This window comes from Streptomyces umbrinus (assembly GCF_030817415.1).
In the GTDB taxonomy this organism is placed as follows: domain Bacteria; phylum Actinomycetota; class Actinomycetes; order Streptomycetales; family Streptomycetaceae; genus Streptomyces; species Streptomyces umbrinus_A.
The window spans coordinates 3,687,763-3,712,824 of record NZ_JAUSZI010000002.1 but is presented as its reverse complement, the minus strand read 5'-3'; the positions used below and the strand labels follow the sequence as shown (position 1 = coordinate 3,712,824).

Annotated in this window: 19 protein-coding genes; 10 read left to right on the top strand and 9 right to left on the bottom strand. The window is 71.2% G+C overall.

From position 1 onward, the window contains the following. The first annotated feature begins 57 nt into the window (after positions 1 to 57). From QF035_RS16215 to QF035_RS16195, 5 genes are all read left to right on the top strand, one after another. Positions 58 to 354 (top strand): DUF503 domain-containing protein, encoded by a 297-nt coding sequence (locus QF035_RS16215; RefSeq protein WP_307521046.1) that lies wholly within the window; start codon positions 58 to 60, stop codon positions 352 to 354. 67 nt (positions 355 to 421) lie between these two features. Continuing rightward, positions 422 to 877: a 30S ribosome-binding factor RbfA gene (rbfA, locus tag QF035_RS16210; protein ID WP_307521045.1), complete on the top strand. Its 456-nt coding sequence runs from the start codon at positions 422 to 424 to the stop codon at positions 875 to 877. Next, positions 874 to 1,779: a tRNA pseudouridine(55) synthase TruB gene (truB, locus tag QF035_RS16205; RefSeq protein ID WP_307521044.1), complete on the top strand. Its 906-nt coding sequence runs from the start codon at positions 874 to 876 to the stop codon at positions 1,777 to 1,779. Before rbfA ends, truB begins: the two co-directional genes overlap by 4 nt. Positions 1,780 to 2,055: 276 nt before the next feature. Further along, positions 2,056 to 5,748, top strand: a complete 3,693-nt coding sequence (locus QF035_RS16200) for a serine protease (RefSeq protein WP_307521043.1) — start codon at positions 2,056 to 2,058, stop codon at positions 5,746 to 5,748. Between the two features lie 137 nt (positions 5,749 to 5,885). Further along, positions 5,886 to 6,842, top strand: a complete 957-nt coding sequence (locus QF035_RS16195; RefSeq protein WP_307521042.1) for a bifunctional riboflavin kinase/FAD synthetase — start codon at positions 5,886 to 5,888, stop codon at positions 6,840 to 6,842. An 88-nt stretch (positions 6,843 to 6,930) separates the two neighbouring features. Here the strand turns inward: QF035_RS16195 and QF035_RS16190 are convergent, their stop codons facing one another. The 7 genes from QF035_RS16190 to QF035_RS16155 form a co-directional block, all read right to left on the bottom strand. Continuing rightward, positions 6,931 to 7,956, bottom strand: a complete 1,026-nt coding sequence (locus tag QF035_RS16190; protein WP_307521041.1) for an ABC transporter ATP-binding protein — start codon at positions 7,954 to 7,956, stop codon at positions 6,931 to 6,933. Then, on the bottom strand, positions 7,956 to 8,963 hold the full coding sequence (locus QF035_RS16185) for an ABC transporter ATP-binding protein (RefSeq protein ID WP_307521040.1): 1,008 nt from the start codon (positions 8,961 to 8,963) through the stop codon (positions 7,956 to 7,958). The genes QF035_RS16190 and QF035_RS16185 overlap by 1 nt, the downstream gene beginning before the upstream one ends. After that, positions 8,960 to 9,934, bottom strand: a complete 975-nt coding sequence (locus QF035_RS16180) for an ABC transporter permease (protein ID WP_307521039.1) — start codon at positions 9,932 to 9,934, stop codon at positions 8,960 to 8,962. The genes QF035_RS16185 and QF035_RS16180 overlap by 4 nt, the downstream gene beginning before the upstream one ends. Continuing rightward, positions 9,931 to 10,998: an ABC transporter permease gene (locus QF035_RS16175; RefSeq protein WP_307521038.1), complete on the bottom strand. Its 1,068-nt coding sequence runs from the start codon at positions 10,996 to 10,998 to the stop codon at positions 9,931 to 9,933. Before QF035_RS16175 ends, QF035_RS16180 begins: the two co-directional genes overlap by 4 nt. Positions 10,999 to 11,056: 58 nt before the next feature. After that, positions 11,057 to 12,895: an ABC transporter substrate-binding protein gene (locus QF035_RS16170; protein WP_307521037.1), complete on the bottom strand. Its 1,839-nt coding sequence runs from the start codon at positions 12,893 to 12,895 to the stop codon at positions 11,057 to 11,059. Between the two features lie 380 nt (positions 12,896 to 13,275). Then, positions 13,276 to 17,550, bottom strand: a complete 4,275-nt coding sequence (locus QF035_RS16165) for an SCO5717 family growth-regulating ATPase (RefSeq protein WP_444968433.1) — start codon at positions 17,548 to 17,550, stop codon at positions 13,276 to 13,278. 388 nt (positions 17,551 to 17,938) lie between these two features. Then, entirely contained in the window at positions 17,939 to 18,235 is a 297-nt protein-coding gene (locus tag QF035_RS16155; protein WP_307521035.1) for a DUF397 domain-containing protein, read from the bottom strand. Positions 18,236 to 18,534: 299 nt separating this feature from the next. Here QF035_RS16155 and rpsO point away from each other — a divergent pair, with 299 nt between their 5' ends. The 5 genes from rpsO (at position 18,535) to QF035_RS16130 (ending at position 23,934) form a co-directional block, all read left to right on the top strand. Beyond that, positions 18,535 to 18,822: a 30S ribosomal protein S15 gene (gene rpsO / locus QF035_RS16150; protein WP_019075416.1), complete on the top strand. Its 288-nt coding sequence runs from the start codon at positions 18,535 to 18,537 to the stop codon at positions 18,820 to 18,822. Positions 18,823 to 19,102: 280 nt separating this feature from the next. Further along, on the top strand, positions 19,103 to 21,319 hold the full coding sequence (locus QF035_RS16145; protein ID WP_307521033.1) for a polyribonucleotide nucleotidyltransferase: 2,217 nt from the start codon (positions 19,103 to 19,105) through the stop codon (positions 21,317 to 21,319). Then, a complete protein-coding gene (locus tag QF035_RS16140) occupies positions 21,316 to 22,695 on the top strand; it encodes a M16 family metallopeptidase (protein WP_307521031.1) in 1,380 nt (459 codons plus the stop codon). Before QF035_RS16145 ends, QF035_RS16140 begins: the two co-directional genes overlap by 4 nt. A gap of 28 nt (positions 22,696 to 22,723) precedes the next feature. Further along, a complete protein-coding gene (gene dapB / locus QF035_RS16135; protein ID WP_307521029.1) occupies positions 22,724 to 23,476 on the top strand; it encodes a 4-hydroxy-tetrahydrodipicolinate reductase in 753 nt (250 codons plus the stop codon). A gap of 5 nt (positions 23,477 to 23,481) precedes the next feature. Continuing rightward, on the top strand, positions 23,482 to 23,934 hold the full coding sequence (locus tag QF035_RS16130; RefSeq protein WP_307521028.1) for a hypothetical protein: 453 nt from the start codon (positions 23,482 to 23,484) through the stop codon (positions 23,932 to 23,934). A gap of 106 nt (positions 23,935 to 24,040) precedes the next feature. Here QF035_RS16130 and QF035_RS16125 read toward each other — a convergent pair whose 3' ends face one another. Both QF035_RS16125 and QF035_RS16120 read right to left on the bottom strand, forming a co-directional pair. Continuing rightward, positions 24,041 to 24,601: a hypothetical protein gene (locus QF035_RS16125; RefSeq protein ID WP_307521027.1), complete on the bottom strand. Its 561-nt coding sequence runs from the start codon at positions 24,599 to 24,601 to the stop codon at positions 24,041 to 24,043. Positions 24,602 to 24,721: 120 nt separating this feature from the next. Beyond that, positions 24,722 to 24,961, bottom strand: a complete 240-nt coding sequence (locus tag QF035_RS16120) for a hypothetical protein (RefSeq protein ID WP_266754122.1) — start codon at positions 24,959 to 24,961, stop codon at positions 24,722 to 24,724. Positions 24,962 to 25,062: the final 101 nt, after the last annotated feature.

The window sequence follows — 25,062 nt, the reverse complement described above, 5'->3', positions numbered from 1 at the left end:
GGCCAAGAGCTTGGCCGGGCCATCTACCCCGTACCGGCGGGACATCCGGATACACATATGTACGTGGGGACTCTGTCCTTCGATCTGCTCCTCGGCGACGTACGGTCACTGAAGGAGAAACGCTCCGTCGTCCGCCCCATCGTGGCCGAACTTCAGCGGAAGTACGCGGTGAGCGCGGCCGAGGTCGACCACCTGGACCTCCACCGGAGGGCCGGCATCGGCCTCGCGGTGGTGTCGGCGGACGTGGGGCACCTGACCGACGTACTGGACCACTGCGAGCGTCTGGTCGCCGGCCGTCCCGAGGTGGAGCTGCTGTCGGTGAGACGGCGGTTCCACGGCGAAGACGACGACTGAGCGTATGCAGCGTGCGGCGACGAGGATCGGCCGTACACAGAACAGTAAGAAAGAGGGAGACGGACCAGTGGCCGACAACGCGCGGGCGAAGAAGCTGGCGGACCTCATCCGAGAGGTGGTGGCCCAGAAGCTGCAGCGCGGGATCAAGGACCCGCGGCTCGGTTCGCATGTGACCATCACGGACACCCGGGTCACCGGCGACCTCCGGGAGGCGACCGTCTTCTACACGGTGTACGGGGACGACGAGGAGCGCGCGGAGGCCGCCGCGGGCCTGGAGAGCGCCAAGGGCGTGCTCCGCTCGGCCGTCGGTGCGGCTGCCGGTGTGAAGTTCACGCCGACCCTCACCTTCGTGGCGGACGCCCTGCCGGACACCGCCAAGACCATCGAGGACCTGCTCGACAAGGCACGGGCCTCGGACGCGAAGGTGCGCGAGGTCTCGGCCGGCGCCGCCTTCGCCGGTGAGGCGGACCCGTACAAGAAGCCGGGCGAGGACGACGAGACGGACGGCGACGCCGCGGAATGACGCAGAAGCAGAAGACGCCCGACGGCCTTGTCATCGTGGACAAGCCGTCGGGCTTCACTTCGCACGACGTGGTCGCCAAGATGCGCGGGATCGCGAAGACCCGCCGCGTCGGACACGCGGGCACCCTCGACCCCATGGCGACGGGCGTGCTCGTCCTCGGCGTCGAGAAGGCGACCAAGCTCCTCGGACACCTCGCGCTGACCGAGAAGGAGTACCTCGGCACCATCCGGCTCGGGCAGAACACCCTGACCGACGACGCCGAGGGTGACATCACCTCGTCCACGGACGCCTCCAAGGTCGTCCGGGACGCCGTGGACGCCGGTATCGCCAAGCTCAGTGGCGACATCATGCAGGTGCCGTCCAAGGTCAGCGCCATCAAGATCAACGGCGTGCGCTCGTACAAGCGGGCACGCGACGGCGAGGACTTCGAGATCCCGGCCCGTCCGGTACGGATCTCGTCGTTCGCCGTGTACGACATCCGGGACGCGGTCGCCGAGGACGGTACGCCCGTCCTGGACCTGGTCGTCTCGGTCGTCTGCTCGTCCGGTACGTACATCCGCGCGCTCGCCCGCGACCTGGGTGCCGACCTGGGTGTGGGCGGCCATCTGACGGCGCTGCGGCGCACCCGTGTCGGCCCGTACAAGCTCGACTCCGCCCGCACCCTCGACCAGCTCCAGGAGGAGCTGACCGTGATGCCGATGGCGGAGGCCGCCGCGGCCGCGTTCCCCCGCTGGAACGTGGACGCCAAGCGCGGGCAGTTGCTGACGAACGGCGTGCGGCTGGAGATGCCCGAGGAGTACGCCGGGGTCGGGGCCGTCGGGGTGTTCGATCCCGAGGGGCGGTTCCTGGCACTGGTGGAGGAGCAGAAGGGCAAGGCGAAGAGCCTGGCGGTGTTCGGCTGACCCGTGTGGGTCGCCGGTCGGCCGGGTTCGTCGTGGAGCGGCGTTCACGGGGATTCCTGTGTGCGCCGCTCCACTGTCCCCCTCGGTTCCCCCACCCAAGGGTGTATCCATCCGACCTCGTCTATCCACCCGTCCGGGCAGGCGCTCGGAGTGAACCGGGGGAGCGGAAGGGGGCTCGTTCGGCTCGCGATCTGTCGCTCCCGATCACCTCACGCCTACCGTCGGAGACGAGGCGTCGGTGGCTCGGTGCGACGCGCGCGGCGGGGAGGTTCGAGCATGGCGGGACGGGGCCCGCGGACCGGGGGCCGTCATCAGTTGCCGGTCGCTGCCCGGCACGCACCCGAGGCGGCGCACGCGACGGAAACAGCGTACGACGCCGAAGCAGCGCGCTTGATCGAAGCAACGAACGTGGTCGAAGCCGCGGACCGGGCCCTCGTGCGGATCGGCGATCTCGCCGGGCGGCCGCGTGGCACCGGGTTCGTCGCCGACCACCAGGGCACCGTGATCACCAGCCACGAGGCGGTCGACGGGCTCGCCCGTCTCGTCCTGCACGCGTCTGGGGACCGCACCTGCCTGGTGACGGCCGACTCGGTCACCCTCCTGCCGTCCCTGAACCTCGCCCTGATCCACATGGACGGTCTCGGCACGGACGGCCTCGGCCTCGACCCCCTCCCGATCACCGTCCGGGACTCCGTGGAGAGCGGCACGTACGTCCGTATCGCCGCGGGTGGCTGGCGCGAGGCCCGGGTGCTGGGCACGTCGGCCGTGACGTACACGGCGACCGACCGTTTCCATCTCCTCGACGGCGCCCTGGAGCTGGCGATCGGCACGGCGGGAAGCGATGCGCTGCGGCTCGGGGGCGGGGCTGCCGGGGGACCGGTGGTCGACGCGGCCACCGGTGCGGTCGTCGCCGTTCTGGGAACGGCACTTCACTCCGGGCGTCGGGTGGGGGGTTTCGCCGTGCCGTTGTCCGCGGGGCGGATGGCCTCCGGGTCCGGCGGTGCGCTCGCCGAACTGCTGGCCCGCAACGCGGCGACGGTCCCCGCGTACGGGGACGACCTCAATCTGGCGGGCGTGCTGGAGCTGGCCGCCACGGTCGAGGCTCCGCCGGGCTCCGGTGGTGTCGATCCCGTCGAACGGGACGACGTAGTACGGGAGTTCAGGGCATTCGGTGAGGGGCCGTACGCCGTTCTGGGGCTTGTCGGGGCTCCGGGAAGCGGCCGTACGACGGAACTGGCGGCCCTCGCCGCCCGGCGCGACCGGGGCGCGGAACCGGCTCCGACGCTGTGGCTGCGGGGAGCAGACCTGCTGGACTCCGACTCGTCGGTGGCCGACGCGGCGAGCCGGGCGTTGGAGCGGGCGGGGCGGATCGTGGCGGCTTCGGCCTCCGGCAGTGCGGCGGACGCCGGGGGAGTGGGCGCCTGGGCGCCTTCGCCGGAGCCCTGCCCCTCGGACAGCGGACTCGGTGACATCGGTCCCGAGCGCCTGGCCCGTCTCGCACGGGACGCCGGACGACCCCTCCTGCTCCTCCTCGACAGCCCCGAGGAGATGCCGCCCGCTCTCGCGCACCGGCTGTCCGAGTGGACCGGGGGCACCGCCGAGTGGCTGCGGGCGCACGGGGTCCGTCTCGTCGTGGCCTGCCGGGCCGAGTACTGGGAGCGGGCGGGGGCGGAGTTCCCGCGCGAGCTGCTGTACGGGTCCGAGCGGGGCGGAGGTGAGCCCCCCGGCGGGCTGCCCGCCTGCGTACGGCTCGGAGATCTGGACGAAGGCGAGGCACGGCGGGCCCGGGCGCGGTACGGGGTGCCGGAGGGCGCCTTGGACGGCCCCGACGCCCGCCATCCACTGATGCTGCGGTTGCTGTCGGAGGTGCGGGCCGCGATGTCGCCGCCCGACGCCTCGGACGAGCAGGACGAGCTGGCCGGGCAGGTGGGGCGGGCCGAGCCGGCCGGGCGGGACGAGGTCTTCGCCGCGTATCTCGATCTGATGTGTCTGCGGGTGGCCGTACGGCTCGCGGCGGCGAACGGGCTGCGCGGTACGGCCGTACGGCGGCTCGCGGCCAGGGTCTCCGGGCAGGTGCACGCGGCCGCGCGGCGCTGTCTGGGGCCGGGCCAGGGGGAGTTGGACCGGGCGGCGTTCGAGTCCGTGTTCCCGTGGGGACCGGTGCCCGACCGACGCCTCGGCGGCTGCACCGGGTGGGCCTCCGCGGTCCTCACCGAGGGCCTCCTCGTGCCCGCCGGAGACGGCTACGGCTTCGCCCACGAGGAGCTGGCCGACTGGATCCAGGGCATGCACCTCGACCTCGACACGGCACTCCGGGCGCTGGTGCACCACGAACAGCGGGATGAGCCCGAGTCCCCGTACGAGCCCGAGCCTCCCCCCGTACCCCGTCACCGCATCGGCCCCGTCCTCCAAGCGCTGCTCCTTCTGCCGCGTCAACAAGGGGACGCCGACCTCACCCTCCGGCTGCGTGAACTGCTTCGCGCGGTCGACGAACTGGAGGCGACGGACACCGGGTCCTGGTGGGCCACCCGCCTCCTTGGCGGCGTACTGCTCCGGGTGCCCGACGCGACCCCGTACGTCGGAGTACTGCGGCACCTCGCCGAGCGGGTGGTGACGTGGCGGGCCGAAGGGCGGGCCGTGCCGGAGGAGTTCGGGCCCGTTTTCTGGACCCGGCTGCCGCTGCCGGAGGCGCACCGCTTCGATCTGCTGAGGCGGCTCGTCGTCGCGGACGAGGCACCGCCGGCCACCGAACTCCGTTACCTGGACGCCGTGTCCGGGCTGCTCGCCGCCGACCCGGCCGCCGCTCAGCCCCACCTGACCCACTGGTTCGACGACGAGCGCCCGCTGCCCGCGACCCCCGACGCCACCGTCGCGACCGCCGCCCAGGCACTTCTCCACACGCATCGGCGCCGCGCACTGGACGACCTCACGGAGGCCCTGGCCGAGAGTGCGCACCCGCGCGCCGACGAGCTGCTGGCCGTTCTCGCGGAGGAGGAACCGTCCGCGGTGTGCCGGGCGGTCGACCGCTGGACGCACGACGAGCGGCCGGCCCGCCGGGCGGCGGCGATGGCCCACGGGCTGCGGGCAGCGCCCCACGTACGCACCGAGGCCGACCGCGAGCTGCTGCGCTACGCCGCGCTCTTCCTGCTCGCCCGCCCCGGCGACTGCACGCTGCACGGGGCCGCCCTGGCGCTCCTGGTCCGCGATCCGCACACCCGGGCCCGCCATCTGCCGGGAGCCCTCGCGCGCTTCAGGGCGGGCGACCCGCGCTTGCCCGCGAGCGCGCTGGTGGCGGCGCTGGCGACGCATCCGGAACCGGTCCTCGCCTCGTTCGGCGACCGGCTGCGGGAGCCGGACTCGGGCGAGGCGCTGCGCACGCTCGCCGAGGTCACCACACCCGCGCCGGCCCGCCGGGTCGCCGTGCTCGTACGGGATGTCGTGGAGCGGCGTCCGGAGGCGGCCGCGCATGTGGCGGCGTACGTCGACCGGCGCCTTGAGCACGGCCCCGCCGCCCGTTCCGTGCTGTATCCCCTGGTCACCGGGCTGCTCGACGGGGGCAGGCCACAGCTGCGGGCCGCGCTCGCCAAGGTGTTCGCGGCACCCGGCACGCCTGTGTCCCACCCGCTGCGCCGCGAGTTCCTGGACCTGCTGCTCACGCGCGAGTACGACCCGGTGGTGCTTGACGCACTCGTACGGGCCGCCGCGGAGGGTGCGTCCCACAGCGTGTCCCGCGGCGGTGAGGAGCACACCCGCGAGCTGGTCCACAGCGCCGGCCTCCTGCTCGTCCGCACCCCGGAGGGCGCCACCGTCTTCGACCGGGCCCTTCTCGACCAGAGCCGCCGGATTCCCGGCTTCGCCGCCCTGGTCGCCGGCTGGCTCACCGACGCTCCCGAGGACTGGTCCACCGTGGTCGGCCCCAGCACACGGCGCATGATCGAGAACCTGACGGGGGTACGGGTTCCGGTGTGACCGCGCGTGCTCCGCGGCCACCACGTGCCCCCTGTCACAGCGCCCATGCCGATGCGGGCCGTGCGGACCCGGCATGGCACTCTTAGAGCTGCGTAATGAGGCAGACACGGACACAGGTTCGACGAGGAGCGGTCACAGTGCAGCGCTGGCGTGGCTTGGAGGACATCCCCCAGGACTGGGGGCGCAGCGTCGTCACCATCGGCTCGTACGACGGGGTCCACCGCGGGCACCAGTTGATCATCACGCATGCCGTGGAACGGGCGCGTGAGCTGGGGGTTCCGTCAGTGGTCGTCACCTTCGACCCGCACCCCAGCGAGGTCGTGCGCCCCGGCAGCCACCCGCCCCTGCTCGCCCCGCACCACCGCCGCGCCGAGCTGATGGCCGAGCTGGGCGTCGACGCGCTGCTCATCCTGCCCTTCACCACCGAGTTCTCGAAGCTGTCGCCCGCCGACTTCGTGGTGAAGGTCCTGGTCGACAAGCTGCACGCCAAGGCCGTCGTCGAGGGCCCCAACTTCCGCTTCGGCCACAAGGCCGCGGGCAACGTCGCCTTCCTCTCCGAGCAGGGCAAGACGTACGACTTCGAGGTCGAGGTCGTGGATCTCTACGTGACCGGTGAAGCGGGGGGCGGCGAGCCCTTCTCCTCCACGATGACCCGGCGGCTGATCGCCGAGGGCGATGTCGAGGGGGCGCGCGAGATCCTCGGCCGCCCGCACCGCGTCGAGGGCATCGTCGTCCGCGGCGCCCAGCGCGGCCGCGAGCTCGGCTTCCCCACGGCGAACGTCGAGACGCTCCCGCACACCGCGATCCCCGCCGACGGCGTCTACGCGGGGTGGCTGCACGCGCAGGGCGAGGAGATGCCCGCGGCGATCTCCGTCGGTACGAATCCGCAGTTCGACGGGACCGAGCGGACGGTTGAGGCTTACGCCATCGATCGGGTGGGGCTCGATCTGTACGGGTTGCACGTTGCCGTGGATTTTCTGGCCTTTGTGCGGGGGCAGGCGAAGTTCGAGTCCATCGAGGCGTTGCTGGAAGCGATTTCCGACGACGTCAAGCGGTCGCGGGAGTTGATTGAGGCGTACGACGGTGGGCGGTAGTTGTCCCCGCCGCGTTATTGGTTTGCCCCGAGGCGGTGGGTGTTCGGCTGCGGCGCCGTTGTGGCTTGTCGCGCAGTTCCCCGCGCCCCTAAAGGGGCGCCTTCGCCCGGGCCCAGTGGCATGCCACCTGTGCGCCGCCTCCTCCGTCCAGTACCGGTAGGTCCTCCCCTCGGCACGCGTCCGCGACGCCCGCGCGTTCGGCCTCGCCGGTTGCCAGGATCTGGCAGCGGGCGTGGAAGCGGCAGCCGGTGGGGATGCGGGAGGGGTCGGGGGGCTCGCCGGTGAGGACGATCGGGTCGCCGGGGGCCTCGGGGAGGACCGACAACAGGGCCTGGGTGTAGGGGTGCTGAGGGGTCGTCAGGACGTCCTCCACCGATCCCGTCTCGACGATCCTGCCCAGGTACATCACCGCGACCCGGTCCGCGATGTTCCACGCGAGGCCCAGGTCGTGGGTCACCACCAGGGCGGACAGGCCGAGTTCGGAGCGCAGTCGCAGGAGCAGGGCCAGGATCTCGCCGCGTACCGACGCGTCGAGGGAGGCCACCGGCTCGTCGGCGACGATGAGTTCGGGCTCCAGGACGAGGGCGCCCGCGATGACCACACGCTGGCGCTGGCCGCCCGAGAGTTCGTGCGGGTAGCGCAGGAAGAAGCGCTCCGGGGGACGGAGTCCCGCCCGGGAGAGTGCCGCCCCGACCGCCTCGCGTTCGTCGCCCGCGTATCGGTGGATGCGCAGCCCCTCGGCCACCGCGTCGTACACCGTGTGCCGGGGGTTGAGCGAGCCGCTCGGGTCCTGGAGGACCAGTTGGACGCGCTTGCGGTACGCCTTGAGGGCGCGCGAGGAGTAGTCGAGGGGGCGGCCCGCGAAGGTGACGCGGCCGGCCGTCGGCGGGACGAGACCGAGGAGCGAGCGCGCCAGGGTCGTCTTGCCGCAGCCCGACTCACCGACCAGGGCGACGATCTCACCGGCCCGGATGTCGAGGTCCACGCCGTCGACGGCCCGGGCCGGGGTGGTGTCGCCGCGCCGGGCGGGGAACGTGACGTGCAGGCCCTCGGCGCTCAACAGGGGAGCGGAGGGGGCCGGGAGTGTGGAGGGGACCGTCGCGGTCGTCGTCATCAGGTGGTCCTCGCTTCTTCCGCCACGGCCACGGGCCCCACGTGTACGCAGGCCGCCCGGCGGTCCGGTGCCGCCGCCCGCAGCGCCTGGTCCTCCGCGGCACACGAGTCCAGCGCCACCGCACACCGCGGATGGAACGTACAGCCGCTCGGGAGGGCCGCGGGGTCCGGCGGGTCACCGGGCAGCCCGCGCGGCGCGAACCGCGATCCGGCGTCCCCGATCCGCGGGAAGGCCGCCGACAGCGCCTGCCCGTACGGGTGTTGGGCGTCCTCGTACACCTGCCGGGCCGGACCCTCCTCCACCACCCGCCCGGCGTACATCACCGCGAGCCGGTCGCAGGTGTCGGACAGCACCGCCAGGTCGTGGCTGATCATCACGAGCCCCAACTCCTGCTCGGAGACGAGCTGTTGGATCAGCCGCAGGATCTGCGCCTGGATCATCACGTCGAGCGCGGTTGTCGGTTCGTCGGCGATGACCAGGCGGGGATCGCAGGCGAGGGCCATGGCGATCATCACGCGCTGGCGCTGGCCGCCGGAGAGCTCGTGCGGATACGCGGACGCCCGCGCCGCCGGAAGTCCCACCTGCTCCAGGAGTTCGCCGGTCTTCTTCCGCGCGCCCGCCGGGGTCGCCTTCCTGTGCAGCAGGATCGGCTCGGCGATCTGGTCGCCGACGCGGTGCACGGCGTTGAGGGAGTGCATGGCGCCCTGGAACACGATGGAGGCACCGGCCCAGCGGACCGCCCGTACCCGCCCCCACTTCATGGTCAGTACGTCCTCACCGTCCAGGAGGATCTCCCCGGTCACCCGGGTCCCGGCCGGCAGCAGCCGCAACAGTGCGAGCGCCAGGGTGGACTTGCCGCAGCCGGACTCGCCCGCGATGCCGAGCTTCTGGCCCGCGTTCACGGTGAGGTTGACCCCGCGCACGGCGGCCACTCCTCCGGCGTACGTCACCTTCAAGTCCCGTACGTCCAGCAGGGGTTGTGCGGTCGTAGTGCTCGGCGGCTTCAACGGGTCACCCCCAGCTTGGGGTTGAGGACGGACTCGACCGCGCGCCCGCACAGTGTGAAGGCGAGGGCCACGACGGCGATCGCGACACCCGGCGGCACGAGGTACCACCACTTCCCGGCGCTGACCGCGCCCGCCTCGCGCGCGTCCTGGAGCAGACCGCCCCAGGAGACGACCGTCGGGTCGCCGAGGCCGAGGAAGGCGAGTGTCGCCTCGGCGAGGATCGCGGAGGAGATGATCAGGGTCGTCTGCGCCAGGACAAGCGGCATGACGTTGGGCAGGACGTGACGGGACATGACGTGCCAGTGGCCCCCGCCGAGCGCCCTGGCCCGCTCGATGTACGGCCGGGACTCCACGCCGAGGGTCTGCGCGCGCACCAGCCGTGCCGTCGTCGGCCAGGTCGTGACACCGATCGCCAGGATGATCGTGCCGAGCGAGCGGGACATCACGGTCGCGAGCGCGATCGCCAGGACCAGCGTCGGCATGACCAGGAACCAGTCCGTGATCCGCATCATCACCGTCGCGTACCAGCCGCGGAAGTGCCCGGCGGTGATGCCGATGAGCGCGCCGATCGCGACCGAGAGGACGGCCGCCAGCAGCCCGACCAGCAGCGAGACCCGCGATCCCCACACCACGAGCCCGAGCAGGCTGCGCCCGAACTGGTCGGTGCCCAGCGGGAATTCGGCGCTCGGGCTCTCCATGGGCCGCCCCGGCGCGTTCGTCACGCTCTGCACGTCCGAGCCGACGGTCAGCGGCGCGGTGAGCGCGATCAGCGCGAAGAGCGCGAGGGCGGCAAGGCCGAAGACTCCGGCGCGATGGGTGCGGTACCGCTGCCAGAAACGGGCGGCGGAGCGTCGCCGGCGCTGCCACGCGAGGGTGCGGGGACCGGCCTTCTGCGGCGAGGGCGCTTCGGAGGGAGCCGCCGGGGGAGGTGCCTCGGTCGTCGTCGGCTCGTCCGGGTCCGTCGTCGTCATCGGCCCACCCTGGGGTCGAGCAGCGGATAGATCAGGTCGGCGAGCGTGTTCATCACGATCACCGCGGCGGCGAAGACGAAGAACAGCCCCTGCACCAGCGGCAGATCGGGCACGCTCAGCGCCTGGTAGAAGAGCCCGCCGAGGCCCGGCCAGGAGAAGACCGTCTCGACCAGGATCACGCCCGCGACGGTCCGGCCGAGGTTGATGAAGATCAGCGTCATCGTCGGCAGCAGCGCGTTCGGCACGGCATGGCGACGGCGTACGAGATCGTCCCGCAGGCCCTTGGCCCGCGCGGTCGTCAGATAGTCGCTGCCCATCTCGTCGAGCAGCGCCGAGCGCGTGACCAGCAGCGTCTGCCCGTACTCGACCGCGACCAGTGTCACGACGGGCAGGACGAGGTGATGGGCGACGTCGAGGACGTACGCGAAGCCCTGTTCGTCGCCGGACTCCATGCCGCCCGTCGGGAAGAGACCGGGGATCGGCCCGATGCCCACCGCGAAGACGATGATCAGCAGCAGCCCCAGCCAGAACGACGGGATGGAGTAGAGGGTCAGCGCCAGACCGGTGTTGAGCCGGTCGCCGAGCCGGCCGTTGCGCCAGGCCGCCCGTGTGCCGAGGAAGATGCCGAGCGCCGTGTAGAGCACGAACGACGTGCCGGTGAGCAGCAGCGTGTTCGGCAGGGCCTCGGTGATCTTGTCGATGACGGGCGCCCGGAACTGGTAGGACGTGCCGAGATCGCCGGTCAGCGCCTTGCCGCAGTAGTCCGTGAACTGCTCCCACGTGGGCAGATCGAGCCCGAACTCCCGCCGGTAGGCGGCGAGTTGCTCGGCGGAGACCTGTCGCCCGCCGGTCATGAACTTCACCGGGTCGCCGGGGATCAGACGGAAGAGGAAGAAACTCGTGACGAGGACGGCGAGCAGCGAGACGGCCGCGCCGCCCAGCTTGCCCGCCACGTACCGCGGATATCCGGCGGTGGTGCGCGCCCGCGGTCCGCGGGCCGACGGACCGGCCGGGGCCCGGCCGTCGGTCTTCCCGACCAGCGGGGGTGTCGCTTCAGCGGTCATGAACGGTTCTCAACTCTCGATCACTCCCGACTGGCTGACTGTGCGCGGTACCGGGCCGCTACTCGCGGTCCTCGGCGGTGGCGCGGTGGCGCATCGCGAAGAACGCCCCGAGGCCCGCCAGGACGACGACACCCGCGACGATGCCGATGATGACGCCTGTCTGGCTGGAGTCGTCGGAGGACTCGCTGGCGGCGGCCGGAGTCGCCGACCACCAGCTCCAGTAGCCGTCCTGGCCGTAGATGTTGCCCGCGGCCTCCGGCATCTTCGTGATCGACGCGATCTGGTCGGTGCGGTAGGCCTCGACCGCGTTCGGGTACGCCATGACGTTCATGTACCCGGTGTCGTACAGCCGCGACTCCATCTTCTTGACGATCTCCGCCCGTTTGGCGGGGTCGTACTCGGCGAGCTGCTGCGCGTACAGCTCGTCGAACTTCTTGTCGCAGATGAAGTTGTCGGTCGCGCCGATGTCCTTGGGCGTCGCCGGGAGCGCGGAGCAGGTGTGGATGGAGAGGACGAAGTCGGGGTCCGGGTTGACGGACCAGCCGTCGAAGGCGAGGTCGTACTCGCCCGCCAGCCAGGGATCGCTCACATTGTCCCGGCAGTCGAGCTCGACGCCGATACCGAGCTTGCCCCACCACTCCTGCAGGTACTTCCCGACCGCCTTGTCCTGCGGATCCGTCGCGTGGCAGAGGACGCGGTAGGTGACCGGCTTGCCGTTCTTGCCGACGAGCTTGCCGTCGCCGTTCTTCGGATAGCCCGCCTCCTTGAGGAGCTGGGCCGCCTTCTCCGGGTCGTAGGTGATCTTCTGACCGTCCGTCGGCTGCCAGTAGTACGTGGAGAAGCGCGGCGGGATGTAGCCCTCGCCCTCCTCCGCGTGGCCCTGGAAGACCTTGTCGACGACGGTCCGGCGGTCGACGGCCATGAACAGGGCCTGGCGGACCCTCTGGTCGAGCAGCGACGCGTGGCCGTCGCCGAACTTCTCGCCGTCCTTCGACCGCGCCCCCGGGTTCGTGGCGAGCGCGTAGAAGCGACGCCCCGGCGCGTCGTTGACCGTGACGTCCGCCTCGCCCTTCAGCGCCGCCGCCTGCGCGGGTGTGAGCCCGGAGACGAACGACACCTCGCCCTTCTGCAGCGCCGCGACCGCCGCGTCCCCGTCCTTGTAGTACTTGAACACCAGCTCGTCGAACTTCGGGGCCCCGCGCCAGAACGACTTGTTGGGCTTCAGCCGTACGTAGCTGTCGGCCTTGTAGCCCGTGAGGATGAACGGGCCGTTGCCGACGACGGGGAAGGACTTGTCGTTGTTGAACTTCGAGAAGTCGTCGACCTTCTCCCAGACGTGCTTCGGCACGATCGGCACGTCCAGCGCGGCCATGGTGGCCTGCGGCTTCTTCAGCTCGATGACGAGCTTCGTGGGGCTCGGGGCGGTGACCTTCTTGAAGTTCGCGACGAAGCTTCCGTTCGCGGTGGCCGCGCCCTCGTCGGTCATCATCGTGTTGAACGTCCACGCCGCGTCCTCGGCGGTGGCCTGCTTGCCGTCGGACCACTTGGAGTTGTCGCGGATCGTGTAGGTCCAGGTGAGCTTGTCCGCGGACGGCTCCCACTTGGTGGCAAGACCCGGGACCGCGTGGTTGTCCTTCGGGTCGTAGTTGGTCAGGTACTCGTAGGTGAGCCGGTGCATGCTCGTACTGACCAGACGCGCCGCGAGGAACGGGCTCAGCGAGTCGACGCTCTGCGCCACCGCGACCGTCAGGACCTTCTTGCCGTCCGCCTCGGCCTGCTGGGGCGCCGGGTTGAGCGGGGTGACGAGACCGACCGTGAGGGTGAGGGCCGCGGCGCCGGCGGCCGCGAGGAGGCGGAGGACGGTGCCTCTCGCGCCGTACTGGTCGTGTGTGTCCATGGGTCGCTGACCTCGCGTCATCACTCGCACGGAGATGGGCTGTTGCACTGCTCGATCCGGTGGCCGCGGCCGGGCAGATGTGAGTGTCTATCAGCGCCGGTCGGCACCCGTCAACGGCCCGGGAACCCCGTGTGGCCTGCGGAAATAACGAGTTGACGCTGAGTTCACGGCCATTGGTCCATACCGGTGAAGGGGCCCTGGTAGGAGCGTGGCGGCAGAGAACGTGGCTGGTGCGGTGGCGTTTTGGGCCGCGACGGGCGGGGTGCCTCCGGGAGGTGTCCGGGGGTACGCGAAGGGCCCGCGCCGTGGCTTACGGGGCGGGCCCTTCGGGGTGGAACGGGAGCGGCGAGTTCGGCCGTATGGGTTACGGGTGACGCCGGTTACTGGTGGGGCGGCGGAGGCGGCGGGGTCTGACCCTGCGAGGCCTGGGGAGCCTGAGGGTCCTGGGCCCCCTGGTCCGCCTGCGGGGGCTGGTAGGGCTGCCCCGGCTGGAACTGCTGGCCCGGGGCCGGCGCGGGGGCGTTGGGGTTGAAGGGCTGACCGGGGGCGACCGGGGCCGGGGGCTGCTGGAAGGGGGCGCCGGGCTGGGGCTGACCCGGCTGACCCGGCTGCTGGCCCGGCTGGGGCTGCCAGCCCTGGGGCGCGGCGCCGGGGTGCCCCTGATGCCCGGGCTGAGCGTGCTGACCGGGTTGGGCGTGCTGCTGCTGAGGCGGCTGCGGGTAGCCGCCTGGCTGCGGCGGGGCGCCGTGCCCGTGCTGGGGCTGGGCCCCGGGCTGCTGCGGGTACGGCTGACCCGGGTGCTGCTGGGGCTGCTGCGGCGGATAGGGCTGACCCGGCTGCGCGGGCGGCTGGCCCTGCTGGGGGATCTGGCCCGGATACGGCTGGCCCTGCGCGGGCTGCCCCGGCATCGGCTGGCCGGGCAGGGGCTGGCCCGGCATCGGAGGGGCGGCGACCGGCGGCGGGTTGCCGTCCGACGTCCACAGGCCCTGGGACTGCTGGTGCCGCGCGATGTCCTCGGCGACCAGTGCCGAGAGGTTGAAGTACGCCTCGCGCACCTTCGGCCGCATCATGTCGAGATTGACCTCGGCACCGGCTGCCAGATGCTCGTCGAACGGCACGACGATGACGCCCCGGCAGCGCGTCTCGAAGTGGCTGACGATGTCGTCCACCTTGATCATCTTGCCGGTCTCGCGCACCCCGGAGATGACGGTCAGGGACCGCGACACCAGATCCGCGTACCCGTGCGCCGACAGCCAGTCCAGCGTCGTACTGGCGCTGCTGGCACCGTCGACCGACGGCGTCGAGATGATGATGAGCTGGTCGGCGAGGTCCAGTACGCCGCGCATGGCGCTGTAGAGCAGACCCGTACCCGAGTCGGTGAGGATGATCGGGTACTGCTTGCCGAGCACGTCGATCGCGCGCCGGTAGTCCTCGTCGTTGAACGTCGTGGAGACGGCCGGGTCGACGTCGTTGGCGATGATCTCCAGACCGGAGGGCGCCTGCGACGTGAACCGCCGGATGTCCATGTACGAGTTGAGGTACGGGATCGCCTGGACGAGGTCACGGATCGTGGCCCCGGTCTCCCGGCGCACACGGCGGCCGAGCGTGCCGGCGTCCGGGTTGGCGTCGATGGCGAGGATCTTGTCCTGCCGCTCCGTGGCGAGCGTGGCGCCGAGCGCGGTGGTCGTGGTCGTCTTGCCCACACCGCCCTTGAGGCTGATGACCGCGATCCGGTAGCAGGACAGCACCGGCGTACGGATCAGTTCGAGCTTCCGCTGCCGCTCGGCCTCCTCCTTCTTCCCACCGATCTTGAACCGGGAGGAACCTGCGGCGGGCCGACCGCTCTTCGCCTTCTGCTTCTTGTTGTTGAGCAGCCGGTCCGACGACAGCTCCACGGCCGCCGTGTAGCCGAGCGGCGCCCCCGGATTGGTCGGCTGCCGCTGATCGTGCTGCACGGGCTGCGGCCAGGCGGTTCCGGTACGGGGGTCGACGGGGGGTTGCTGACCGGGCTGGTGCTGCGGCTGCTGGGCTTGGGGCTGGCCTTGGGCCTGGTGGGCCTGAGGCTGGTGTGCCTGGGGCTGGGGTACGCCGGGCTGGCCCGCGCCGGTGTTCGGCTGATGCGGTACGGGCTGCTGGTGGGGCTGCCCCTGCTGGGGGAGGGGCTGAGCGGCCGGCGGCTGGGCGACGGGCTGGTGAGGCGGGGCTGCCTGCTGCGGGGCCGGGGGCTGCTGGGTCTGCGGGGCCTGCGCCTGGGGCGCGGGCGCCGGGGCCTGGGCGGCCGGCTGCTGCGGGAATCCGTAACCTCCCGGCTGGGCGGGCGGGTTGGGCGTCTCCGTCCCGGGCGGCGGGAATCCGTAGCCTGCTCCGGCTCCGGCCGGCTGGTGGGGCACGTGCGGCGCTGCGGGGTTCGCGGCGGGAGCGGCTCCCTGCTGCGGGAACCCGTAACCGGGCTGCGGGCCGGGCTGGTTGGGCGTGCTCGGGGCAGGTGTCCCCTGCGGGGGGAACCCGTAACCGGCGGGCGGCTGCGCGGGTGCGCTGGGCCCGCTCTGTGCCGGAGCACTCTGCTGCGGGAACCCGTAACCGGGCTGCGGGCCGGGCGCGTTGGGTGTGCTCGGTGCAGGTGTCCCCTGCTGCGGGAACCCGTAACCGGGAGCCTGCGCCGGGGTGTTCGGCGCCGCCGGAGTGGGCTGGGCCGGAGCGGGCTGCTGGGGAGGCGTGGGAAGGCCAGGCTGCTGGAGGCCGTAGCCGTCCTGAGGTGCCTGCGGTGTCTGGGGTGCCGGGGGAGTGGGCTGGGCGGCGGCGGGGCCGGACTGTGGGAAGCCGTAGCCGCCTTGGGGGGCCGGTGCCGGGTTCTGCTGAGCAGGCGCAGGCGCAGGCGTCGGTGCGGGAGCCTGAGCCGGAGGCGCGGTCGTAGGTCCGGGCTGCGGGAAGCCGGGAGGGGTCTGCGCCGCAGGGGCCGCACCGGGGACGCTGTCCTGGGGCTCCGGAGTCGTACGGGGAATGCTGTCCTGCGGACCCGGAGCCGTACCCGGGGCGCTGAACTGCGGGAATCCGTAACCGCCCGGCTGCCCGGGAGCCGTCGGAGCAGCGGAGGCCGGTGCCGACGGGGGTACGTCAGCGGCGGGAGACGCGGTGGCAGGAGCAGCGTCGGCCGCGGCAGGAGTACCGGGCGCGACGGGCCAGGCCGGCGGCGAAGGCTGCGGAGCCTGCGGCTGGAAGGGCTGCTGCCCCTGCGGCGGTACGGACGGCTGGGCCGGAGCCTCCGCCGAAGACGCCCCGCCCTCACTCTCCGCGGACGCGGGCCACTGAGCGGCCGAAGCGGGCGCGGCAGGCTGGTACGAGGGCGGCAACGGCGGAAGCCCGCCCTGCGGCACCGGCGGCGGAGCCCACGCGGGAGGCGTGTCCTGCACGGCGTCGGCCACGTCCGCGGCGGGCTCGGGCACTACATCCTGAGGCTCGGCATCCTGGGGCCCGGCGTCTTGCGGCTCGGAGTCCTGAGGCTCGGCCTGGCTCGCGGGCGCAGCGTCCTCCGGCTCGGAGTCCGGGTCCGCGGCCGTCTCCCGGGCCGCATCGCTCGGCTCGGAGTCCTGGGGCTCGGCGTCCTGGGGCTCGGCGTCCGCCACGGGCACGGCATCAGTGACGTCAACAGAGTCCTCGGCGTCGACGTCAACCTGGTGCAGCTCGACGACCCCCGAGGAATCGTCCGCGACGACGTCCTCGTCCTCGTCGGCCGCGGCGGCCGCGTCGTTCGAGTCGGTCGCTTCGACCTCGTCCGACGCGTCGGCCTGACCGGAAACCGCGGCAACGCCCTCCGAGGCCGCCACCTCGGCTCCCTCGTCAACGCCATCCACGTCGTCAACGTCATCCACGCCGTCGTCGTCATCGGACTCACGCCCGAACGCCACCTCGACGACCTCCGCGTCGACACCCGTCTCGGGGGCTTCGTCCGAGTTCTCGTCGGAGTCCTGGGCGTCGGTATCGGCATCGGTGACCTCGTCCGATGCCGCGGCCCGCTCCGAGACCTCCCGCTTCACGGCGACAGCGGAGATCCGCATGGTGGCGCCACTCTCGATGTCTCCGCTGTCTTCCTCGGTCTCGTCCGGAGGCGCCACCGGCGGAGCCTGGAGGTTCGGCAGATCAGGCAGACCGGCAGGACCCGCAGAGGGCGGGACAGGAGCCGGGGCCTGAGGCTCGAACCCACTCCCCACGGGCAACCGCGGAACGGCACCCGGACCACCGTCAGGAGCAGAGGAGGGGGAAACAGGAGCAGAAGGCGGCGGAACAGCGGCGGGCGGAGCAAAAGGAGCCCCAGGCGCGAAAGAAGGCACGGAAGCCGGCGAAACCGAGGGTGTCGCGGGCACCCCCGCAGCCGCCGCCCCGTCCGCCCCGTCCGCCCCGTCCGCCCCGTTCGCCGGACCGGCCCCGTCGGTCGCATCGGACCGGTCCGAGACCTTCGCCTCGCCCGACTCCTCTTCCTCCTCGACCGGAGCCGACGAAGTCCCCTCCGAACTCCCCGACGCGTTCTGCGTGTACCAGGCGGGAGGGGCGTAGTCGATGGTGAACTCGCCCGTCGTCTCGACGGCGGACTCCGCGTCGGACTGGTCATCGCCGGGTGTGGCCCAGCCCCCGCGGATCCCGTCCCGATCGCTGTTCACAATTCCTCCTGGTGTGGTCGAGCACCCTCATACCGAGCTGGGGCGACCGTTCCGATCGTCCGAGGCTGTCCATCGCGCCCCGGCTCCCCCTGTGCGACGCGGCGGTCCCGTCCCCGGGTTCTGCTGCCGCGCCCACCCCAGCCTAATCACCACAACCACCCCCACGGCAGGCCCGTCCACCCCTCCGGTCCCAGCCACTGCGTCACACCCTGGCCAGAAGTGACGTATGAACAGCCTTGTACGGACGGCAAAGTGGACAAAAGCGCGCTTAAGGAGCGCGCTTCCGGCTCACTGTGCAGCCCCCCGGCTCAACCAAGCGGCACCCCGACACAACAAAGGGGACCGGTGGCATACAAGCCACCGGCCCCTCGCACGCTCGAAGGCCGCGCTACTCCGCCGAGACCCCGCCGTTGTGCGGCGCCGGCTCCAGATCGAACTCGCCGTCCCGCGCGCCCAGCACGAAGGCCCGCCACTCCGCCTCCGTGTACCGCAGGACCGTGTCCGGGTCGAGGGACGACCGCATGGCCACCGCACCCCCGGGCAGGTACGCGATCTCGACCCGCTCCTCGTGCTCCTCCGTGCCCGGCGCGCTCTGCCATTCGACACCCGAGATGTCGAGGGCGTAGAGCTCGTCCTTCTCCCGCTCCTTGCGCGCCTTGACGTCCTTGTCCTCTGTCTCGGCCATGACGAAGCGACCCCTTCCCGACGTACGCGTCCGGCGTACGGCCCCGACCCGACGAACGAACTGTCGCGTCACCCTACTGGGACCGCCCCTGGCCTCCCCGGACTCCGGGAACCCCGGTCGGTGGGACCCCTACCTCCTGGTACGCTGTGTGACGGCCGTATGTGTACGCACCCCCGGACCGCCCTTCTAGGGCCCTGGAGGACGCGCCCAGCGGATCCCCGCCTCCCGAGTTACGGAAGCTCCCCTGAGATGTGGACCAGGGGCACTCGGTGGCTACTCAAAGACTACGAGGAGTACGCGTGTCGCTCGACGCCGCTACGAAGAAGCAGCTCATCACCGAGTTCGGTCAGAAGGAGGGCGACACCGGCTCCCCCGAGGTCCAGGTCGCGATGCTCTCGCGCCGTATCTCGGACCTGACCGAGCACCTCAAGACCCACAAGCACGACCACCACTCCCGTCGTGGTCTGCTCATCCTGGTCGGTCAGCGCCGTCGCCTCCTGCAGTACCTGGCGAAGAAGGACATCCAGCGCTTCCGTGCGCTGGTCGACCGCCTGGGCATCCGCCGCGGTGCGGCGGGCGCCAAGTAAGACGCCGTGAAGGGAGCGGTTCCCACTCTTAGGGGGCCGCTCCCTTTGCTGTACGTGCGGAGTGTCACTGCACCTTTGTAGTGTGGTAGCACGGACGCAGTTTCACGAGGAGAAGTGCACCTCGCCGCCGCCGGTCCTCGGTAGTGGCTCCCGGGCGATGCGAACCCCGGGTGCTTCGATCGAAGACCGGCCCGCACCAGAAGGCGTGCTTCTCCGCTCACGTCCCCCCGCCACACGGGCGGATCGGGACAAAAGACGAAAAGTATCGGAGAAAACGCTAGTGGAGAACGAGACCCACTACGCCGAGGCCGTTATCGACAACGGATCCTTCGGCACCCGCACCATCCGCTTCGAGACGGGCCGCCTGGCCAAGCAGGCCGCCGGCTCCGCCGTGGCGTATCTGGACGACGACACCATGGTGCTGTCGGCCACCACCGCATCCAAGAAGCCCAAGGAAAACCTCGACTTCTTCCCCCTCACGGTGGACGTCGAGGAGCGGATGTACGCCGCCGGCAAGATCCCCGGCAGCTTCTTCCGCCGTGAGGGCCGTCCCTCCGAGGACGCCATCCTCACCTGTCGCCTGATCGACCGCCCGCTGCGCCCCTCCTTCAAGAAGGGCCTGCGCAACGAGATCCAGGTCGTCGCCACGATCATGGCGCTCAACCCCGACCACCTGTACGACGTCGTGGCGATCAACGCCGCCTCCGCGTCCACGCAGCTGGCCGGTCTGCCCTTCTCCGGCCCGATCGGCGGCGTCCGCGTCGCGCTGATCAACGGCCAGTGGGTCGCGTTCCCGACGCACACCGAGCTCGAGGACGCCGTCTTCGACATGGTCGTCGCCGGTCGCGTCCTGGAGGACGGCGACGTCGCGATCATGATGGTCGAGGCCGAGGCCACCGAGAAGACCATCGCGCTGGTCGCGGGCGGCGCCGAGGCGCCGACCGAGGAGATCGTCGCCTCCGGTCTGGACGCCGCGAAGCCCTTCATCAAGGTGCTCTGCAAGGCCCAGGCCGACCTCGCCGCCAAGGCCGCCAAGCCCACCGGCGAGTTCCCGGTCTTCCTCGACTACCAGGACGACGTCCTGGAGGCCCTGACCGCCGCGGTCAAGAGCGAGCTCTCCCAGGCGCTCACCATCGCCGGCAAGCAGGACCGCGAGGCCGAGCTGGACCGCATCAAGGAGATCGCCGCCGAGAAGCTGCTCCCGCAGTTCGAGGGCCGCGAGAAGGAGATCTCCGCCGCGTACCGCTCGCTGACCAAGTCCCTGGTCCGTGAGCGCGTCATCAAGGACAAGGTCCGCATCGACGGCCGCGGCGTCACGGACATCCGTACGCTCGCCGCCGAGGTCGAGGCCATCCCGCGCGTGCACGGCTCGGCGCTGTTCGAGCGTGGCGAGACCCAGATCCTGGGCGTCACCACCCTCAACATGCTCCGGATGGAGCAGCAGCTGGACACCCTTTCCCCGGTGACCCGCAAGCGCTACATGCACAACTACAACTTCCCGCCCTACTCCGTGGGCGAGACCGGCCGCGTCGGCTCCCCGAAGCGCCGCGAGATCGGCCACGGCGCGCTCGCCGAGCGCGCGATCGTCCCGGTCCTGCCCTCGCGCGAGGACTTCCCGTACGCGATCCGTCAGGTGTCCGAGGCCCTCGGCTCCAACGGCTCGACGTCCATGGGCTCGGTCTGCGCCTCCACCATGTCGCTGCTGAACGCCGGTGTGCCGCTGAAGGCCCCCGTCGCCGGTATCGCCATGGGTCTGATCTCCCAGGAGATCAACGGCGAGACGCACTACGTCGCCCTCACCGACATCCTCGGTGCGGAGGACGCCTTCGGCGACATGGACTTCAAGGTCGCCGGCACCAAGGAGTTCGTGACCGCTCTCCAGCTCGACACCAAGCTGGACGGCATCCCGGCCTCCGTCCTGGCCGCGGCCCTCAAGCAGGCCCGTGACGCCCGCCTCCACATCCTCGACGTGATGATGGAAGCGATCGACACGCCGGACGAGATGTCCCCGAACGCCCCGCGGATCATCACGGTCAAGATCCCCGTGGACAAGATCGGTGAGGTCATCGGCCCGAAGGGCAAGATGATCAACCAGATCCAGGAGGACACCGGCGCCGACATCACGATCGAGGACGACGGCACCATCTACATCGGTGCCGCCCAGGGCTCGCAGGCCGAGGCCGCCCGCGCCACGATCAACGGCATCGCCAACCCGACCATGCCGGAGGTCGGCGAGCGCTACCTGGGCACCGTCGTGAAGACGACGACCTTCGGTGCGTTCGTGTCGCTGCTCCCGGGCAAGGACGGTCTGCTGCACATCTCGCAGATCCGCAAGCTCGCCGGCGGCAAGCGCGTGGAGAACGTCGAGGACGTCGTCGGCGTGGGCTCCAAGGTCCAGGTCGAGATCGCCGAGATCGACTCCCGCGGCAAGCTCTCCCTGATCCCCGTGATCGAGGGCGAAGGCGACGATGAGAAGAAGGACGACACCGACAAGTGACGTCGAGTAGCTCCACGGCGACGGCCCGCACCTCCTCGGAGGCGCGGGCCGTCGCCCGTACCCAAACCCTGATCAAGGGCGAGAACGGCATCGGTACGGTCCGCAAGACCACCCTCCCGGGTGGCCTGCGCGTCGTCACCGAGACCCTGCCCTCCGTGCGCTCCGCCACCTTCGGCATCTGGGCGCACGTCGGCTCGCGCGACGAGACGCCGGCTCTGAACGGCGCCACGCACTACCTGGAACACCTCCTCTTCAAGGGCACGCAGAAGCGAAGCGCCCTGGACATCTCCTCCGCCATCGACGCGGTCGGCGGCGAGATGAACGCGTTCACGGCGAAGGAGTACACGTGCTACTACGCACGGGTGCTCGACACCGACCTCCCGCTCGCCATCGACGTCGTCTGCGACATGCTCACGGGCTCGCTGATCCTCGAAGAGGACGTGAACGTCGAGCGGGGCGCGATCCTCGAAGAGATCGCCATGACGGAGGACGACCCGGGCGACTGCGTGCACGACCTGTTCGCGCACACCATGCTCGGTGACACCCCCCTCGGCCGCCCGGTCCTCGGCACGGTCGACACCGTCAACGCCCTCACCGCGGACCGCATCCGCCGCTTCTACAAGAAGCACTACGACCCGACCCACCTCGTGGTCGCCGCCGCCGGAAACGTCGACCACAACAAGGTCGTACGCCAGGTCCGCGCCGCCTTCGAGAAGTCGGGCGCTCTCAAGCAGCCCGACGCGACCCCGATCGCCCCGCGCGACGGCTCCCGCTCCATCCGTACGGCGGGCCGCGTCGAGCTCCTCGGCCGCAAGACCGAGCAGGCCCACATCGTCCTCGGTATGCCGGGCCTGGCCCGTACGGACGAGCGCCGCTGGGCCCTGGGCGTCCTGAACACCGCGCTGGGCGGCGGCATGTCCTCCCGCCTCTTCCAGGAGGTCCGCGAGAAGCGCGGCCTGGCCTACAGCGTGTACTCGTACACCTCGGGCTTCGCCGACTGCGGTCTCTTCGGTGTGTACGCGGGCTGCCGCCCGAGCCAGGTCCACGACGTGCTCAAGATCTGCCGCGACGAACTCGACCAGGTCGCCGAGCACGGTCTGTCGGACGACGAGATCGGCCGCGCCATCGGCCAGCTCCGCGGCTCCACGGTCCTCGGCCTGGAGGACACGGGCGCGCTGATGAACCGTATCGGCAAGAGCGAGCTGTGCTGGGGCGAGCAGATGTCCGTCGACGACATGCTGACCCGGATCGCGTCGGTCACCCCGGACGACGTACGGGAGGTGGCCCGCGAGATCCTGGGACAGCGGCCCTCGCTGTCGGTCATCGGCCCACTGAAGGACAAACAGGCTTCCCGTCTGCACGAAGCGGTCGCGTAACCCTCGAATCCGGTAAGGAAGCAAGAAGATGAGCAAGCTGCGCGTGGCGGTCCTCGGTGCCAAGGGCCGCATCGGATCCGAGGCGGTACGAGCCGTCGAGGCGGCCGAGGACCTGGAGCTGGTGGCCGCTCTCGGCCGCGACGACAAGCTGGAGACGCTGGTGGACGCCGGCGCCCAGGTCGTCGTCGAACTGACCACGCCCGCCTCGGTCATGGGCAACCTCGACTTCTGCGTCCGGCACGGCATCCACGCCGTGGTCGGGACGACGGGCTGGACCGACGAGCGCCTCGCGCAGCTGAACACCTCGCTCGCCGCCTCACCGGAGACGGGCGTGCTCATCGCCCCGAACTTCTCCATCGGCGCCGTTCTCACGATGAAGTTCGCCGAGGTGGCCGCGCCGTACTTCGAGTCCGTCGAGGTCATCGAGCTGCACCACCCGAACAAGGTGGATGCCCCGAGCGGCACCGCCCACCGCACCGCCCAGCTCATCGCCGCCGCCCGGCAGCGGGCGGACAGCGCCCCTCAGCCCGACGCCACGGTCACGGCCCTGGACGGCGCCCGAGGCGCGGACGTCGACGGTGTCCCGGTGCACTCGGTCCGCATGCGCGGTCTGCTGGCCCACCAGGAGGTGCTGCTCGGCGCCGAGGGCGAGACCCTCACCATCCGTCACGACTCCCTCCACCACAGCAGCTTCATGCCGGGCATCCTGCTCGGCGTACGCCGTGTCGTGGACACCCCGGGCCTCACCTTCGGCCTGGAACACTTCCTGGATCTGAAGTAACCGCCATGGGCGCGAAGATCACATACGCCGTCACGGCCGCCGTCCTGGTCGTCTACTTCGTCCTGGTCGGCAGCCGCGGGGTGATGCTCATACAGAGCGGCACCCTGCTCACCGTCACCTTCGGCGTCGCCGTCCTGATCCTGCCGGTGATCGGCATCTGGTTCCTCTGGAAGAACACCCAGTTCGTCAGCAGGGCCAACCGGCTCGCCGCCGAGCTCGACGCCGAAGGCGGCCTGCCCGTCGACGAGTTGAAGCGCACCCCGGCCGGCCGGATCGACCGCGACTCGGCCGACGAGGTCTTCGCCAGGCGCAAGGCCGAGACCGAGGACGCCCCCGACGACTGGCGAAGCTGGTTCCGGCTGGCCGTGGCCTACCACGACGCCCGCGACACTCCCCGGGCCCGCAGGGCGATGCAGCACGCGATCGCCCTGCACGACGGGAAACCCGTACGGGCCTGAGGCACCGACACCGGCACACACAGACACGGCGAAGGGGCCGGTCCGCACCCGCGGACCGGCCCCTTCGCCGTGCTGACCGTGATGGCTGTGCTTTCTGCGCCGACCGTCAGGCGTGCCCGCGGTACTCGTCCGCCCACACCTCGACGCCGTCCGCGGCCCGGTCGAACGCGTCGGGGCGCCCGAGGAAGTCCGCGTTGTGCGTGGTCAGCAGCTGTGTCGGCTCGGCACCGGAGCGGTCGGCGCTGATGAGGACGAGCGCCTGCCCCTGCACGGTGCGCGGCAGCCCGAGCCAGCGCACCGGCTGCTGGACCGTCCGCACCGTCTGGACCTTCGCCCAGGGAGCCGTGCTCGTGACCAGGAAACGGACCCGGCGCAGCCCGTACGCGCTCACCCACGCGCCCATCCGCAGCAGCCGCAGGGCACACACGATGACGAGCGCCGCGAGCCCCAGGAACACCGCGCCACCGGACCGATTGCCGGCCGCCGCGACGATGACCGCCGCGAACAGCACGTACGACGCGAGCAGCAGCAGAAGCGCCGCCGCGGCGACGCGCCACGGTCCGGGCCGGTAGGGGCGTCGCCACTGGTCGCGATCGTCGAACGGCAGCGCGAGATCCTCGCCCGCCTCGTCGAAAGCGCGATCGGCGGTCAGAAAGGGCAGGGGCACGACTGATCCTCACTCAATCCACGCATGGACTATGCCCGGTGAGGCTACCTAGCGGGATCTCCGGTCACCACCCTCGGGGGTCCATGGGGGTGCTCCCAGGCCATCCGGGCTGGAGGAGGGTCAACGGCCCTGCGACGCGTCCGACTGCTGCGTATGCGCAGGTGAGCTGTCGGCCGACAGGGCGGGCGTCCCTATGAGCAGGGAGCCCACGAGGCCCGCGACCACGGTGAGGCCTATGAGCCAGCGGCCCGCGAGCTCACCGGCGGAGGCCCGCTGACGCGGTGGGGGAGTGACATTGCTGCGGAACCTGTCGGCTTCGGCGATGAAGGCGAACGGAACGGGCTCGCGCCGACGAAACATGAAGTGCGCTTCTCCTCTGGAGGCTCGAAGGGGGTCTGACGGAACAGGCGACTCGAACGAATCGCTGTCACCAATACAGACGAGCGAGAGCCCCAATTGGT

Bases quoted from the DNA above. Each gene is read 5' to 3' on its own strand.
- QF035_RS16200 (WP_307521043.1), top strand. From the start codon at position 2,056: ATGGCGGGACGGGGCCCGCGGACCGGGGGCCGTCATCAGTTGCCGGTC.
- truB (WP_307521044.1), top strand. From the start codon at position 874: ATGACGCAGAAGCAGAAGACGCCCGACGGCCTTGTCATCGTGGACAAG.
- QF035_RS16130 (WP_307521028.1), top strand. From the start codon at position 23,482: ATGGGCGCGAAGATCACATACGCCGTCACGGCCGCCGTCCTGGTCGTC.
- dapB (WP_307521029.1), top strand. From the start codon at position 22,724: ATGAGCAAGCTGCGCGTGGCGGTCCTCGGTGCCAAGGGCCGCATCGGA.
- QF035_RS16155 (WP_307521035.1), bottom strand. From the start codon at position 18,235: ATGGCCGAGACAGAGGACAAGGACGTCAAGGCGCGCAAGGAGCGGGAG.
- QF035_RS16180 (WP_307521039.1), bottom strand. From the start codon at position 9,934: ATGACGACGACGGACCCGGACGAGCCGACGACGACCGAGGCACCTCCC.
- QF035_RS16170 (WP_307521037.1), bottom strand. From the start codon at position 12,895: ATGGACACACACGACCAGTACGGCGCGAGAGGCACCGTCCTCCGCCTC.
- QF035_RS16215 (WP_307521046.1), top strand. From the start codon at position 58: ATGTACGTGGGGACTCTGTCCTTCGATCTGCTCCTCGGCGACGTACGG.
- QF035_RS16190 (WP_307521041.1), bottom strand. From the start codon at position 7,956: ATGACGACGACCGCGACGGTCCCCTCCACACTCCCGGCCCCCTCCGCT.
- QF035_RS16120 (WP_266754122.1), bottom strand. From the start codon at position 24,961: ATGTTTCGTCGGCGCGAGCCCGTTCCGTTCGCCTTCATCGCCGAAGCC.
- QF035_RS16175 (WP_307521038.1), bottom strand. From the start codon at position 10,998: ATGACCGCTGAAGCGACACCCCCGCTGGTCGGGAAGACCGACGGCCGG.